We start from the raw sequence: 15,026 nt of genomic DNA on the forward strand, positions 1-15,026 counted from the left end.
GCCGACGGGCGGCGGCTTGCGCATCACAGGTCTCCGAAGGTCATCCGGGCCACCCACTTGGTGTTGAGCACACCGGGTGCGGCGGGCACGATGATCCGCGCCGGGTGGCCGTGGTCGGGGGTCAGGTCCTCGCCGTTGACGGACAGGGCGAGCAGGGAGCGCGGGTCGCCGGTCTGGTTGGCGCGCAGGGCGGCCCGGCGGAACGCGCCGTGCCGTTGCAGGGACTCCACGAGGACGTCCGGCGGATCGTCGTACCCGACGAGGCCCGCGAGGTCCCTCAGCCGTACGCCGCGCCACCACTGGTCGGAGGTCGACCAGCCCTCGACACAGGCGATGGGCAACGCCGAGCTGTGCAGGGGCAGTTGGAGCAGATCGGCCCGGCTCAGCCGAACCGTGCCGGTGCGGCCGGTCAGCACCAGCCGCCAGGCGTCCTCGCTCGTCTCCACCGTCCGGATGCCGGCGTAGGCGGCCGTCTTGTTGATCTGGAAGCCGTTCGGCCCGGTGCCGGGCTCGGGACCGCCGTGCGGGGTGAGGACGGCGGTCTGCCGCAGCGGTCCGTCGAAGCTGCGGCCGGCCGACGTGGCGAACAGCAGCAGCGAGCCACCTCCGACCAGCCACAGCGCACCGCGCCGCGACACGGTCGGCTCGGCCGGCTCGGGCGACACCAGGTCGCTGTGCTCCTGGCGCAGTCCGCGGAGGTTGCGCAGGGCCATGGGCAGCTTCAGCACGGCGTGCGCGAGGAAGGCGGCGAAGAACACCCAGGCGCCGTAGAAGTGCAGGGGGTAGAAGGAGCCGGGGAAGACGTAGTCGAGCTGGACGTTGAGCACGCCGGTGACGAACTCGAACAGGCCGCCCCCGACCAGCAGGAGCAGCGAGATCCGCTCCAGGGCGTGCGCGAGGGAACGGGCCGGGGGCAGCGCGAACAGCCGCGGCACCACCGACCACAGCTTGGCCAGCAGGACGGGGATCAGGGTGAGTCCCAGGGTGACGTGCACCCCCTGGGTGAGCCGGTACAGCCACGACGGGTCGGTCGGCCACGCGAAGAGGTAGAAGCCGAGGATCCCCTTGTCGGGGGTCTTGTCGTTCACCGGTGACAGGCCCGGGTTGTAGGCGGCGTACGACAGCAGCCCCGTCACGAACAGCACCGTGATCCCGCCGAGCAGCACCACCCCGAGCACCGAGGTGAACCAGGGGCCGCGCAGGGGGCTGCGCCAGAACGCGGGCGAGAAGGGAGAGCGTCGCATGCCCCGACGGTAGGCCCGCACCCCCTCGTGAAAGGGGCCGCGAACCATGACGAAACTCTGACGTCCGCGCCTGTCAGCCGTCCGGAGGAGCCGCCGCGACCTAGCGTTTGCGCGTGAACCGCGATCTCCTGCGTGACCTGTACGCGGCGGCGGCCGCCGCCCTGCTCGTCGTGGCGGCCGTGGTCGTCGGCGCGGCCGTCGAGCACCGGGACGGCACCCTCCGGGTCAACTGGCCGCCGCTCCTGGCGGACTGGGACCCGCACGTCGGGCCCGGCACCCCGGCCGCGCTCGTCGTCGCCGCCCTGGTCGTGGCGTACGGCCCGGCACTGGCCGCCCGGCTGTCCTGGCGCCGCCTGCTGCTCGCCGTCTGGGCGGCCGGCGCGGCCTGGACGTGGTCCCTCGCCCTGGTCGACGGCTGGTACCGGGGCGTCGCCGAGCAGCTGACGACCCGGAACGAGTACCTCCCGGTCGTCGACCGCTTCCAGGACATCCCCGCCGCGCTGCGGGACTTCACCGGGCACATCCTGATCGACTCCCCGGACAACTGGCCCGCGCACGTGGCCGGGCATCCCCCGGGTGCGACCCTCACCTTCGTCCTCCTCGACCGGATCGGACTGGGCGGCGGGGGCTGGGCGGGAACCTGGTGCGTCACGGTCGGCACGACCGCGGCGGTCGCGGTCCTCGTCGCCGTACGCGCCCTCGCGGGCGAGCCGCTCGCCCGCCGCGCCGCACCGTTCCTGGTCCTGGCACCGGCCGCGGTGTGGGTCGGCACCTCCGCCGACGGCTACTTCGCGGCCGTCGCCGCCTGGGCGGTCGCCCTGCTCGCGCTCGCGGTGACGGGACACCGCCCGGCGTGGACCGGCGCCGCCTCCGGTCTCCTGCTCGGTCTGACCGTGTACCTCTCCTACGGCCTCACCCTCCTCGCCCTGATCGTCGCCGCCGTCCTGCTCCTCGGCTCCCGCCGCCTTCGGCCGGTGCTCTTCCTGGCGGCGGGCTTCGCCGTCGTACCCGTGGCGTTCACGGTCGCGGGCTTCGACTGGTGGGAGGCGTACCGTCTGCTGGTCCGGCGCTACCACGAGGGGGCGGGCGGCGTCCGGCCGTACGCCTACTGGGTGTGGGCGAACCTGGCGTGCACCGTGGTGATGACGGGACCGGCGACGGTGGCGGGGCTGCGACGGACCGGTGTCACGCTCGCCGGCGAACGGCGTACGCGCCCCGCCTTCCGGCTCGCCCTGCTGGTGTGCGCGGCCCTCCTCGCGCTGCTCGCCGCCGACCTGTCCGGCATGAGCAAGGCGGAGACGGAACGCATCTGGCTGCCGTTCGCGGTGTGGCTGCTGCCGGCCTGCGCGTTCCTGACCCGGCCGCGCGCCTGGCTCACCGCGCAGGCCGTCCTCGCCCTGCTCGTCAACCACCTGCTGCGGACCGGATGGTGACGGCGGCGGGACCGGCGGAAGTCCGAATTCGCTCCGCGATCAGGCCGCATTGGTACGGCAGGTCGAATTACCCGGAATCGGATTCGTCGTTCACCCGGGAGACAGGGGAAGTCACGAGGCCCGGCCACGCCGTCGTTCACGTTTCCGGAGTGTGAGGCACGGGTGAATCCGCCGGTGAGTTTGGGGGACTTGCGCCGCTGTGGTCCGCGTGACGGCCCTCTGAAGGAGATTGGCCGGATTTTCGGCTGTTTGAGGCAGGCGGTCCACACTGGCTGAATCGGTTCGGTGACACAGAGCACGACGAAGGCACCGTTGACCCGCGGGTAACCACGGGGCTAGCTTTCCCTCACCTTTCTACGCGAGTTTCTCGTGGCGCGGCACGGAAAAGACGCGCTTTGCGAGCCAATTCGTCTTCTGCAGGCCGTAACCCCCCACCATGCAGTCTCACCGTTTATGCGGAGAATCATGACGTCTGCTGTGCGCGCCGAAGACCTGATCATTGGAATCACTCCCTTTCGTGAACCGGACGCCAGGCTCGCCGCCGCCGTCAGCCGGGCCGGCGGACTCGGGGTGCTCGACCTCGGACCCGGCGACCGAAGATCCAGAGAGGCGCTGGCACGGATCCGGCGCTGGAAGCCCGGGCCGTTCGGGGTGCGGGTCGGCGGGGACTGCCGACTGACCCCCACGGACCTCGTCGACACCGCGGACCTCGCACCGGGGACACGGGACGGTGGCGGCCCGCACACCGTGGTCCTCGGCCCGGACTCGCCCTGGCAGATCGACCAAGTCGCCGGTGAATACCGCGTGTTGGTGGAGGTCACCGATCTGGAACAGGCCCTGGCGGCGGTCGGAGCCGGGGCCCACGGTCTGATCGCCCGGGGCCGGGAGAGCGGCGGCCGGGTCGGCGAACTGAGCACCTTCGTCCTGCTGCAGCAGCTCCTCGCCGCACCGGGGCTCGGACTCCCGGTCTGGGCCTGCGGCGGCATCGGTCCACGGACGGCGGCGGCCGCCGTGGCCGGCGGCGCGGCCGGGGTCGCGGTGGACAGCCAGCTGGCGCTGCTCGCCGAGTCGGGGCTCGCGGAGGCGGCGGCCGCCGCGCTGCGGTCGATGGACGGCTCCGAGACCACGGTCGTGGCCGGCCACCGCGTCCTGCGCCGCCGCGGCCCGGACACGCCGCGGATCACCGCCGACGACCCGGCCGAGGTGGCGCGGCTGCTCGGCGCGCGGGACCCGCGCACCCAGCTGCTCCCGGTGGGTGAGGACGGTTTCCTCGCCGCCCGCTTCGCCGAGCGCTGGGAGGACGCCGCCGGAGTGGTCCGCGCCCTGACCGCCGCCGTACGGGACGCGGTACGCGACGAAGGGCCGGCCGGGGCGCTGCGCTCCGGCTCTCCCATGAGCCGGGCGCTCGGCACCGAACTGCCCGTCGCGCAGGGGCCGATGACCCGGGTCAGCGACCAGGCGCGATTCGCCGCCGCCGTCGCCGGGGGCGGCGGACTGCCCTTCGTCGCGCTGGCCCTCGCCGGCGGCGCGCAGTCTCGCGCGGTGCTGGCGGAGACCCGTGCCGCGCTGGCGGGCCGCCCCTGGGGCGTCGGGGTGCTCGGCTTCGCGCCCGAGGAGACCAGAAACGCCCAGCTCGAAGCCGTACGGGAGCTGCGGCCCAGCCACGCGATCATCGCGGGCGGGCGGCCCTCGCAGGCCGAGGCACTGGAGCGGGCCGGGATCAGCACCTTCCTGCACGTGCCCTCGCCGGGACTGCTGCGGCAGTTCCTCCAGGCGGGCGCACGCCGGTTCGTCTTCGAGGGCTCCGAGTGCGGCGGACATGTCGGACCGCGCGGCAGCTTCCCGCTGTGGGAGGCCCAACTCGGCGTACTGGACGACTACTTGGATGGCGTGGACCCGGACACCGCGGGGCGTGTCGAGGTGTTCTTCGCGGGGGGTGTGCACGACGAACGCTCGGCCGCGATGGTCGCCGCGCTCGCCGCGCCGCTCACCGCGCGCGGGGCCGCCGTCGGTGTCCTCATGGGCACCGCCTACCTGTTCACCGAGGAAGCGGTCGCGGGAGGGGCCATTCAGCCCCTGTTCCAGGAACAGGTGGTCCGGGCGACCCGGACCACCCTGCTGGAGACGGCCCCCGGCCACGCCACCCGCTGCGTGCCGAGCCCCTTCAGCGACGGCTACCGGGCGTTCGAGGCCGAACTGCGGGAACGGGGCGTCCCCGACCGGCGGATCTGGGAGCAGCTGGAGCGGCTCAACGTCGGCCGGCTGCGGATCGCCAGCAAGGGAGTCGAGCGCGACGCCACCGGAGCGCTGGCCCCGGTCGTCGGGGAACGCCGGCTCGCCGAGGGCATGTTCATGGCCGGGGAGGTGGCCGTGCTGCGTTCGGCGACCACCACGATCGACGCCCTGCACCGGTCGGTGACGGAGGCGGCCGCCGGCTTCCTCACCGAACGCGCCGCGGTGACACGGCGCCGCCTGGGCACCGGCGAGACCCCGGCCCCCGAGGCTCCCGCGCCGCTCGACGTCGCGGTGGTCGGCATGGCCTGCATGTTCCCCGGGGCACCCGACCTCGCCGCGTTCTGGGCGAACGTCCTCGGCGGGCACGACGCCGTCGGCGAGGTCCCGCCGGACCGCTGGGACCCCGCCGTGCACTACGCGCCGCCGTCCGCGGACGACACCGGCGCCACCCCGTCCAAGTGGGGCGGCTTCCTGCCCCGCATCCCCTTCGACCCGCTGCGCTACGGCATCCCACCGGCCTCCCTCGGCAGCATCGAGCCCGTCCAGCTGCTGGCTCTCGAAGCCGCCCGGCGGGCGCTCGACGACGCCGGATACGGCGAGCGGGGCCGGGAGTTCGACCGGGCGCGCACCTCCGTGGTGTTCGGCGCGGAGGCGGGCAGCGACCTGTCCAACGCGACCACCCTGCGGGCCGTACTGCCCTCGTACTACGGGAAGATCCCGGACGGCGTCGCCGCGCAGCTCCCACGGCTGACCGAGGACTCCTTTCCCGGCATGCTGGCCAACGTCATCTCGGGCCGGATCGCCAACCGCCTCGACCTCGGCGGCGCCAACTACACGGTCGACGCGGCCTGCGCGTCCTCGCTCGCCGCCGTCGACGTGGCCTGCAAGGAACTCGTCGGCGGCACCAGCGACGTCGTCCTGTGCGGCGGTGCCGACCTGCACAACGGCATCAACGACTACGTCCTCTTCTCGTCCGTTCACGCCCTCTCCCCCACCGGCCGCTCCCGGGCCTTCGACAGCTCGGCCGACGGCATCGCCCTGGGCGAGGGGGTCGCCTGCGTCGTCCTCAAACGGCTCGCGGACGCCGAACGCGACGGCGACCGGATCTACGGCGTGATCAGAGGCGTCGGCAGTTCCAGCGACGGCCGCTCGCTGGGCCTGACCGCGCCCCGCCCCGAGGGACAGCGGACCGCGCTGCGCCGGGCGTACCGCAACGCGGGCGTCTCGCCCGCCGAGGTCGGCCTGGTCGAGGCGCACGGCACCGGCACGGTGGTCGGCGACCGCACCGAACTCACCGTCCTCGGCGAGGTGTTCACGGAGGCCGGGGCCACGGCGGGTGGGTGTGCGCTGGGTTCGGTGAAGTCGCAGATCGGACACACCAAATGCGCCGCGGGTCTGGCCGGCCTGATCAAGACCGTGCTGTCCCTGTACACCGGCGTCAAGCCGCCCACCCTGCACGTGCGGCGACCCAACGCCGCCTGGGAGGAGGGGAGCAGCCCGTTCGTCTTCCACACGCGGGCGCGGCCCTGGGCGGCCCCGGCGGACGAACGGATCGCGGGGGTCAGCGCGTTCGGCTTCGGCGGCACCAACTTCCACCTCGTGGTGGGCGCCCACGCGGACGCCGTACCACCGGCCCACGGCCTGGACGCGTGGCCCGCCGAACTGTTCACCTTCCGGGGCGCGGACCGGGCGGCGGCCGGGCGGGCCGCCGAGGAGGTACTGCGCATCGCCGAGGCCGTCGAGGCGGGCAGCCTCCCCTGGCGCCTGCGCGACCTCGCGCTCACCGCCTCCCACCGGTCGGACACCCGGCACGAGCCGGTCCGGATCGCGATCGTCGCCACAGACGTGGCGGAACTGACCACCGGACTCCGCCGAGCCCTGGCAGGCGAACACGACCCGGCGGCGGGCATCTGCCTGGCGGACGCCGGGGTCGGTGCCGACAGCCCCGGCCAGGTCGCGTTCCTCTTTCCCGGACAGGGCAGTCAGCGGCCCGGGATGCTGGCGGAGGTGTTCGTCGCGTTTCCCGAGTTGCAGCACTACCTGCTCCTCGGGCGCGCGTACGCCGACGTGCTGTATCCGCCGGCCGCCTTCGACGAGGCCGGGCGGGACCGTCAGCTGGCCGAACTCACCGACACCAGGGTCGCCCAGCCGGCCCTGGGCATCGCCGGGCTCGCCGCTCACGCGCTGCTCACCGAGATGGGCGTCCGGCCGGACATGGCGGCCGGGCACAGCTACGGCGAGCTGGTCGCCCTGTGCGCGGCCGGCGCCCTCGCGCCGGACACCCTGCTCGAACTGAGCGCCGAGCGGGCCGCGGCGATCCTCGCGGCCACCGGCGCGGACGACCCGGGCACCATGGCGGCGGTCGCGGCCGGCGCCGAGGACCTCGTGCGGGTCCTGCGCGAGGCGGACGCCCCCGAGTCCGTCGTCGTCGCCAACCTCAACTCGCCCCGCCAGACGGTCGTCTCCGGCCCCACCGAGGACGTCGACACCGCCGTACGACTGCTGCGCGAAGCCGGTGTCGGCGCCCGACGCATCCCCGTGGCCTGCGCCTTCCACAGCCCGCTGGTGGCCGGCGGCGCGGAACGCTTCGCCGGGGCCCTCGCGCGCCGTCCCGTGCGCGCTCCCGAGTTCCCGGTGTGGTCCAACCGCACCGCCACCCCGTACGGCGACGACGCCGACGCGGTCCGGGCGGAACTCGCCGCCCAGATCGGCGCACCGGTCCGCTTCGTCGCGCAGATCGAGGCCATGTACGAGGCCGGGGCGAGGATCTTCGTGGAGGCCGGTCCGGGCTCCGTGCTCAGCCGGCTGGTCGGGCAGATCCTCGGCGACCGTCCGCATCGCGCGGTCGCGTGCGAGCCCCGTCCCGACAGCGGTCTGCGCGGCTGGCTCGACGCCCTCGCCCAACTGGCCGTCGCCGGAATCCCGGTGCGCACGGGACGGCTGTTCCGGGGTCGCGACGCCGTCGACACGGCCCGGACGGCCGCGCCCGTGCGGCCCGGCTGGACGGTCGACGGGCAACTGGTCCGTACCGCCGCCGGCGCACTCCTTCCCGGTGCCCTCGCACCGGCCCGACGCGTTGTGGAGACGACTGTGCCGACGAACCACCCCGACGGCGTCCCGGCCGACAAGGACGCGCTGATCGTCGAGTTCCTGCGGACCAGCCGGGAGATGGTGGCCGCCCAGCGGGACGTGCTGCTGACGTACTTCGGCTCGGCACCGCAGGCATGGATACCGGCCCCCGCCGCGACCGGCGCCCTCGCCCCGGCGCCGCAGGCGGTGGCGGCCGTCGAGCCGCCGTTGGTCCAACAGCCGGTGACGCGAGCGGAGTTGCCGTCCGCGCCCGAGACGGTCACGGGGACGGACGTGCTCCGGGTGGTGCTGGAGATCATCAGCGAGCGCACCGGCTATCCCGTCGACATGATCGAACCGGATCTCGACCTGGAGGCCGACCTCAGCATCGACTCCATCAAGCGGGCCGAGATCGCCGGCGAACTGGCCAGGCGGCTGGGCGCCGGAGGAGGCGTGGACGCCGCCGCGCTCGGCGACGCCGAGCTGGAGGAGCTGGCGAAGGCGCGTACGGCGGCCTCGGTGACCGACTGGCTCGCGGCGCGACTCGGCCCGCCGGACGAACAACCCGCACCACCGGCACTACCCGGGCCATCCGCGTCTTCCGCCCCGCCCGTGCACGAGCGGCAGCCGGAGCAGTCGGGGCCGGAGCAGCCCGCCGCGACCGGTGACGCGCCGAAACGGCTTCAGCTGCGGCCGGTGCTCCTTCAGTACCAGGACGGCGACGGCCCGGCCGACCCGTCCTCGGTGCCGGCGGTCGGGCGGCTCGTCCTTCTCGGCGGCGGTGAGTACGCGGAGGTGATCGCCGCCCGGCTCGCCCCGTACGGCGCCGAGGCGCTGCTGCTGCCCGCCGGCCACCTGCTCACCGAGGCGGACGGCCCGGTGGACGGGGTGCTGTACCTCGACTCCCTCACGGCCGCCCGGCCGCCGGTGCTGCCCGACGCGTTCCCCGTGTTCCAGGCCGCGCTGCGACGCGGTCCGCGCCACCTGTTCGCCGTACAGCGGGCGGACGCGAACCCGGCGGGTCTGCACGGCCTGTTCCGCACCGTCGCCCGTGAGTATCCCGAGACCGTCGCGCGGAGCGTCGACCTGGCGGACACCACGCCCGCCGCCGTGGCCGACGCGCTGCTCGCCGAACTGCTCGCACCCGAGGCGGCCGAACCCGTACCGGTCGTGGTGCGCACCGCCGCGGGCCGCCACCGGCTGGAGCTGGTCGAGACGCCGCTCGGCGCCCTCGCCACGAGCGGCGCGGGACCGGCCAGCGCCGGAGCCGCCGAGGCCGCCGCGATCGGCCTCGACCGGGACTCCGTGGTGCTCCTGGCCGGAGGCGCCCGGGGGATCACCGCGCAGGTCGCCCTCGCTCTCGCCGCGGCCTCCCGGTGCCGTCTCGAACTGCTCGGCAGGACACCCGCACCGGCCGGCCCCGAGGACCCGGCGACCGCCGCCGCGCGCACCCCGGCAGAACTGCGCGCCGTACTCGCCGCACGCGCCGACGGACGCACCCCCGCCGAGCTCAACCGCGCCGCCGAACTCCTGCTGGCGCAACGGGAGATCACCGCCACCCTCGACGAACTCGCGGCCCTCGGCAGCCCCGCCCGCTACCACCGTGTCGACGTCCGCGAGAGCGACGCCGTACTACAGGCGGTGAAGGAGATCCACGCCGAGCACGGCCGCCTCGACGGTGTCGTCCACGCGGCCGGGGTCATCGAGGACCGGCTGATCGCCGAGAAGAGCACCGACTCCTTCCAACGGGTCTACGGCACGAAGACGAACGGCGCCGAGGCCCTGCTGACGGCCCTGGAGGACCTGCCGAACGGGCCCGCTTTCACCGTGCTGTTCGGCAGCGTCTCCGCGGTCCTCGGCAACCGCGGCCAGGCGGACTACGCCGCCGCGAACGACGCCCTGCAGAGCCTCGGTTCCGCCTGGCGGGCCCGTACCGGCCGCCGCGCGCTGACCGTGCACTGGGGGCCGTGGGCGCCCACCGGCGCGCACACCGGCATGGTGAGCCCCGAACTCGGACGGGAGTACGCGCGGCGCGGGATCAGGCTGATCGACCCGGAGGAGGGCACCGCGGCGCTGCTGCGCGAGCTCGCCTGGGGCGAGGAGTCGGTCACCGCCGTCGTCTACACCGCCTCGGGCTGGTGACGGCCCGTCAGAACCCGGTCGCGATCGTGGGCATGGCGGTCCTGCTGCCGGGCGCCGCCGACCTGGACGCGTACTGGCACAACCTGCTCGACGGCACGGACGCCATCACCGACGTACCGGAGGGACGCTGGGACGGCGACTACTACCGCCCGGGGTCCGCGGCCGGCCCGGCCGCCGCCGACCGCGTGTACTGCCGGCGCGGCGGGTTCGTCGACGGGCTGGCCGAGGTGGAGGTCACCAGGTTCGGGATCATGCCGAACTCGGTGGCCGGCACCGAGCCCGACCAGCTCATCGCCCTGAACGTGGCCGCCGCCGCTCTCGCCGACGCGGGCGGCACCGACCGCCTGCCGGACCGGCACCGCGTCGGGATCGTCCTCGGCAGGGGCGGCTACCTCACCCCCGGCCTGGTACGGCTCGACCAGCGGGTCCGTACGGCGGGACAACTCGTCCGCACGCTCGGCGAGTTGCTGCCCGACCTGACGTCCGCCCAGCTCGGCCGGGTCCGGGAGGCGTTCACCGAGCGGCTGGGTCCGGAAAGCCCCGAGTCGGCGATCGGGCTGGTCCCCAACCTCGCGGCGTCCCGGGTCGCCAACCGGCTCGATCTGCGCGGCCCCGCCTACACCGTGGACGCCGCCTGCGCCTCGTCACTGGTCGCGGTCGACCAGGCGGTGGCCGAACTCGCCACCGGACGCTGCGACCTGATGCTCGCCGGGGGCGTGCACCACTGCCACGACATCACCCTGTGGAGTGTCTTCTCCCAGCTGCGCGCGCTCTCCCCGAGCCAGCGGATCCGCCCCTTCCACCGCGGCGCCGACGGCATCCTGATCGGCGAGGGCACCGGCGTGGTCGTCCTCAAGCGGCTCGCCGACGCGGAACGCGACGGCGACCGGATCTACGCCGTCGTCCGGGGCACCGGCGTGGCCAGCGACGGCCGCACCTCCTCGCTCGTCAACCCCGACTCCGCCGGTCAGACGCACGCCGTGCGACAGGCCTGGCGGGCGGCCGGCCTCGACCCGGCCGCGGTCGGCTCGATCGGTCTCCTGGAGGCGCACGGCACGGCGACCCCGGCCGGTGACGCTGCCGAACTGGCCACGCTGGCGGCGGTGTTCGGGCCGGGGGCCGTGACGGGCGGCGACCGCGCGGTGATCGGGTCCGTGAAGTCGATGATCGGGCACACGATGCCCGCCGCCGGAGTGGCGGGTCTGGTCAAGGCCGCTCTCGCCGTCCACCACGGCGTGCTCCTGCCCACCCTGCACTGCGAGGACCCGCATCCCGCCCTCGCGGCCACCCGCTTCCGCCCGCTGGAGCGGGCGACGCCCTGGGAGGCGGCTCCGGGTCAGCCGGTGCGCCGAGCGGCGGTCAACGCGTTCGGCTTCGGCGGGATCAACGCGCACGTCGTCCTGGAGCAGGCACCCGGCACACGGGCACCGCGCCGGGCGGGTGCGGCGGCGCCGGTCGCCGGTACCGCCGACTCTGCCGCCGGTACCGGCGGCCCTGCCACAAGCGCGGCCCAGGCCGTCTCCACCTCCACCTCCATCTCCATCTCCACTCCCACTCCCACCTCCGCCGCCGTCACGATCACCGAGCCCGAGCGCGTGCTGATGCTCGCCGCCGACAGTCCCGAGCGCCTCGCCGGACTGCTGGACGCGGACGACTCCGCCGTCCTGGCCGCCGGTCTCGACCCCGCGGGAACGCATCCCGCCGTCGGCCCGTCCCGGCTCGCCGTCGTCGACCCCACCGCCAAGCGGCTCGCGCTGGCCCGCCGGGCGATCGCCAAGGGGCGGGCCTGGCCCGGCCGCGGCGACGTCTGGTTCACCCCGGCCCCGCTGCTGTCCGGTGGTGAGGTCCGCGGCGACGGGCCGGGGAAGCTGGCCTTCGTCTTCCCCGGCCTCGAAGGCGACTTCGCGCCCCGGGTCGACGACGTCGCCGCCCACTTCGGCCTGCCCCCGGCGGCGTCCGGCACCGCGGCGCGCGTCGGAGACGTGGGCCGGCACGGCTTCGGGGTCGTCGGTGTCGGCCGGCTCCTGGACGGCGCGCTGCGCCGCATGGGCCTGGTCCCGGACGCGGTCGCCGGGCACAGCGTGGGCGAGTGGACGGCGATGGCGGCGGCCGGGATGTACTCCGCGGACGAGGTGAGCGGCTTCATGGAGTCGTTCGACCCCGACACGGTGACCGTCCCCGGCCTGGCCTTCGCAGCCGTCGGCGCGTCCGCCGAGCGGGTGCTCGCCGCCCTGGAGGAGAACGGCGGGGCCCGGGCCGGAGTCGTGCTCTCCCACGACAACGCGCCCAGCCAGTCGATGGTGTGCGGCCCCGACGACGCCGTACGGGAGGTCGTACGGTCCTTCCGTGCCGAGGGCGTGCTCAGCCAGGTGCTGCCGTTCCGGTCCGGGTTCCACACCCCGATGCTGAAGCCCTACCTCGCGCCCATCGAGGCGGCCGCGAACCGCTTCCGGCTGCACCCTCCGACCGTGCCGCTGTGGTCGGGGACGACCGCCTCGCCGTACCCCGAACGGGAAGACACCGTACGCGAGTTGTTCGTCCGGCACCTGCTGGAACCGGTCCGTTTCCGGCAGCTCGTCGAGGCCATGTACACGGCCGGTCACCGGGTGTTCGTCCAGGTCGGGACCGGACAGCTCGGCTCCCTCGTCGGCGACACCCTGCACGGCAGGGACCACCTGGTGGTCGCCGCCAACTCCCCGCACCGCGACGGCCTCGCGCAGCTCCGGCGGGTGGCGGCGGCCCTGTGGACCACCGGCGCCGCCGTAGCGCCCGCGCTCCCGCGCACGACGGGTGCCGCCGTCTCCCCCGCAGTTCCGCGCGCCGCCGGTGGCGAGCGGCGGGACCGGCGGCCGGCGGTGCGGCTCGATCTGGGCGGGGCGCTCGTCTCACTCGGCGGCCCCGCACTGGCGGCACTGCGCGCCGAGCTGCGCCCAGGAGCGTCGCGGGCGGGGGGTTCGCCGGCCCTGGGGGCGCCACGTCCCGCGGTACAGACAGGTGTGTTCGTGCCCTCGTCGCTCGACGCGCTCGCCGGCCGTTCCCCGGCCGCCGCCGAACTGTCCGCCCTGCTGCGCGACACGGCCGACACCGCCGCCGCGCTGATCGCCGCGGCCGGCAGCCGTCCGAGCACGGCGCCCGGGCCCGGGCGCGCGCCCGGGCCGGCCTCTCCCCCGACGCCCGCGCCGGCCGGCGCCCACATGTCCGCCGCGCCGCCCCGGCCCCCGCTCCCGCCCTCACCCTCGTCCTCACCGGCCACCCCCGTCCCCGCTCCCACCCCCGCCCGGGCCCCAGCCCCCCGCCCGACGTGGCGCACCACGGTCCACGTCTCGCCCGACGCCATGCCGTATCTCCTGGACCACTGCTTCTTCCCGCAACGCCCGGGCTGGCCCGACGTCGCCGACCGCTGGCCGGTCGTACCGGCGACGACGATCGTCCACCACATGATCGAGGCGGCCCGGCAGGCGGCCCCGGGTCTGCGGGCGGTCGCGGTGCACGGGGCCCGGTTCGACCAGTGGCTTACGGCGACACCGCCCGTCGACGTGCCGGTCATGGTGACCGCCGACGGCCCCGGCCGGTTCGCGGTCTCCTTCGGCCCGCGCGCCCGGGCCGTGGTCGAACTCGCCGCCCGGCACACCGCGCCGCCCCCCGCCCGATGGACCACGAACCCCGCGGGCGAGCGCACCCCCGACCACACCGCCGCCCAGCTCTACGCCGAGCGGTGGATGTTCCACGGCCCGGCCTTCCGAGGCGTCACGGAGCTCACGGCGATCGGCGAGCACCACGTGCGCGGCGTGATCACCACACCTCCCGCGCCCGGCGCGCTGCTCGACAACGTGGGCCAGATCCTGGGCTACTGGATCATGGCGACCCGCACCGAGCGGACCGTGGTCTTCCCGGTCCAGATGCGTCACCTGCGGTTCCACGGCCCGCATCCGGGACCCGGTACCGCGGTGGAGTGCCTGGTGCGGATCACCTCCCTCACCGACACCGTGCTGGAGGCGGACGTCCAGCTGGCCGTCGGGGGCGTGGTGTGGGCGGAGCTCACCGGCTGGCAGGACCGCCGCTTCGACAACGACCCGCAGACCAGGCCGGTCGAGCGGTTCCCCGACCGCAACACGCTCTCCGAGGCCCGGCCGGGCGGCTGGTCGCTGCTGCACGAGCGATGGCCCGACCTCGCCTCGCGCGACCTGATCATGCGCAACTCACTGAGCGGCGTGGAGCGTTCGGCCTACGCCGAGCACGCTCCGCGGGGGCGCAGGCAGTGGCTGCTCGGCCGGATCGCGGTCAAGGACGCCGTACGCCGCCGGCTCTGGGACGACGGCGAGGGGCCGGTCTTCCCGGCCGAGATCCTGGTGCGCAACGACGCGTCGGGACGCCCCTACGTCACCGGACTGCACGGCCGGGACCTGCCCCCGCTGGACGTCTCGCTGGCCCACCGCGCGGAGACCGGGGTGGCGATCGCACGACCGCACACGCCGGGTCCCGGCCCGGGCATCGACATCGAGGAGGTCGTCGAACGCCCCGCGGAAACCCTCACCACCGCGCTCGCGCCGGACGAACTGCGGCTCCTGCGGGACCTGTGCGCGGCGACCGGGGAGCCGGAGGCGCTGTGGTTCACCCGGTTCTGGGCCGCGAAGGAGGCCGTCGCCAAGGCGGAGGGAAGTGGGTTCGGCGGACGTCCGCGTGACTTCGCGGTGCTCGAAGTCGGCCAAGACGGACGGCTGTTGGTCGCCGGGCGGCTGGAACGCGCGTACACCGTGCACTACGAACGGACCGTCAACCCGCCGGGGCTGCCGGAACGCACCTACGTCGTGGCCTGGACGACGGGCCCGGCGCATGACGTCCTCGGCGGCCCCGACGCGTGGGCCTGACCTCGCCGGCATCACTTGCCCGACCGGCCTCACCG

Annotated in this window: 4 protein-coding genes; 3 read left to right on the plus strand and 1 reads right to left on the minus strand. The window is 74.8% G+C overall.

What is annotated here, in order from left to right; genetic code table 11:
• Positions 1–23: 23 nt before the first annotated feature.
• Positions 24–1,244 (minus strand): molybdopterin-dependent oxidoreductase, encoded by a 1,221-nt coding sequence (locus OG985_RS13410; RefSeq protein WP_371668545.1) that lies wholly within the window; start codon positions 1,242–1,244, stop codon positions 24–26.
• Positions 1,245–1,357: 113 nt separating this feature from the next.
• Here OG985_RS13410 and OG985_RS13415 point away from each other — a divergent pair, with 113 nt between their 5' ends.
• The 3 genes from OG985_RS13415 to OG985_RS13425 all read left to right on the plus strand — a co-directional run bounded on the left by OG985_RS13415 (position 1,358) and on the right by OG985_RS13425 (position 14,991).
• Complete coding sequence (locus OG985_RS13415) at positions 1,358–2,677, plus strand: hypothetical protein (RefSeq protein WP_371668546.1); 1,320 nt, start codon at positions 1,358–1,360, stop codon at positions 2,675–2,677.
• Between the two features lie 465 nt (positions 2,678–3,142).
• Entirely contained in the window at positions 3,143–10,123 is a 6,981-nt protein-coding gene (locus tag OG985_RS13420) for an SDR family oxidoreductase (protein WP_371668547.1), read from the plus strand.
• Positions 10,124–10,155: 32 nt separating this feature from the next.
• Positions 10,156–14,991 (plus strand): beta-ketoacyl synthase N-terminal-like domain-containing protein, encoded by a 4,836-nt coding sequence (locus OG985_RS13425; protein WP_371674359.1) that lies wholly within the window; start codon positions 10,156–10,158, stop codon positions 14,989–14,991.
• Positions 14,992–15,026: the final 35 nt, after the last annotated feature.

Source organism: Streptomyces sp. NBC_00289, assembly GCF_041435115.1.
In the GTDB taxonomy this organism is placed as follows: Bacteria; Actinomycetota; Actinomycetes; order Streptomycetales; family Streptomycetaceae; genus Streptomyces.

Excerpts from the sequence above, each read along its gene's own strand:
- OG985_RS13410 (WP_371668545.1), bottom strand. The coding sequence starts at position 1,244 with ATGCGACGCTCTCCCTTCTCGCCCGCGTTCTGGCGCAGCCCCCTGCGC.
- OG985_RS13425 (WP_371674359.1), top strand. The coding sequence starts at position 10,156 with ATGGCGGTCCTGCTGCCGGGCGCCGCCGACCTGGACGCGTACTGGCAC.
- OG985_RS13420 (WP_371668547.1), top strand. The coding sequence starts at position 3,143 with ATGACGTCTGCTGTGCGCGCCGAAGACCTGATCATTGGAATCACTCCC.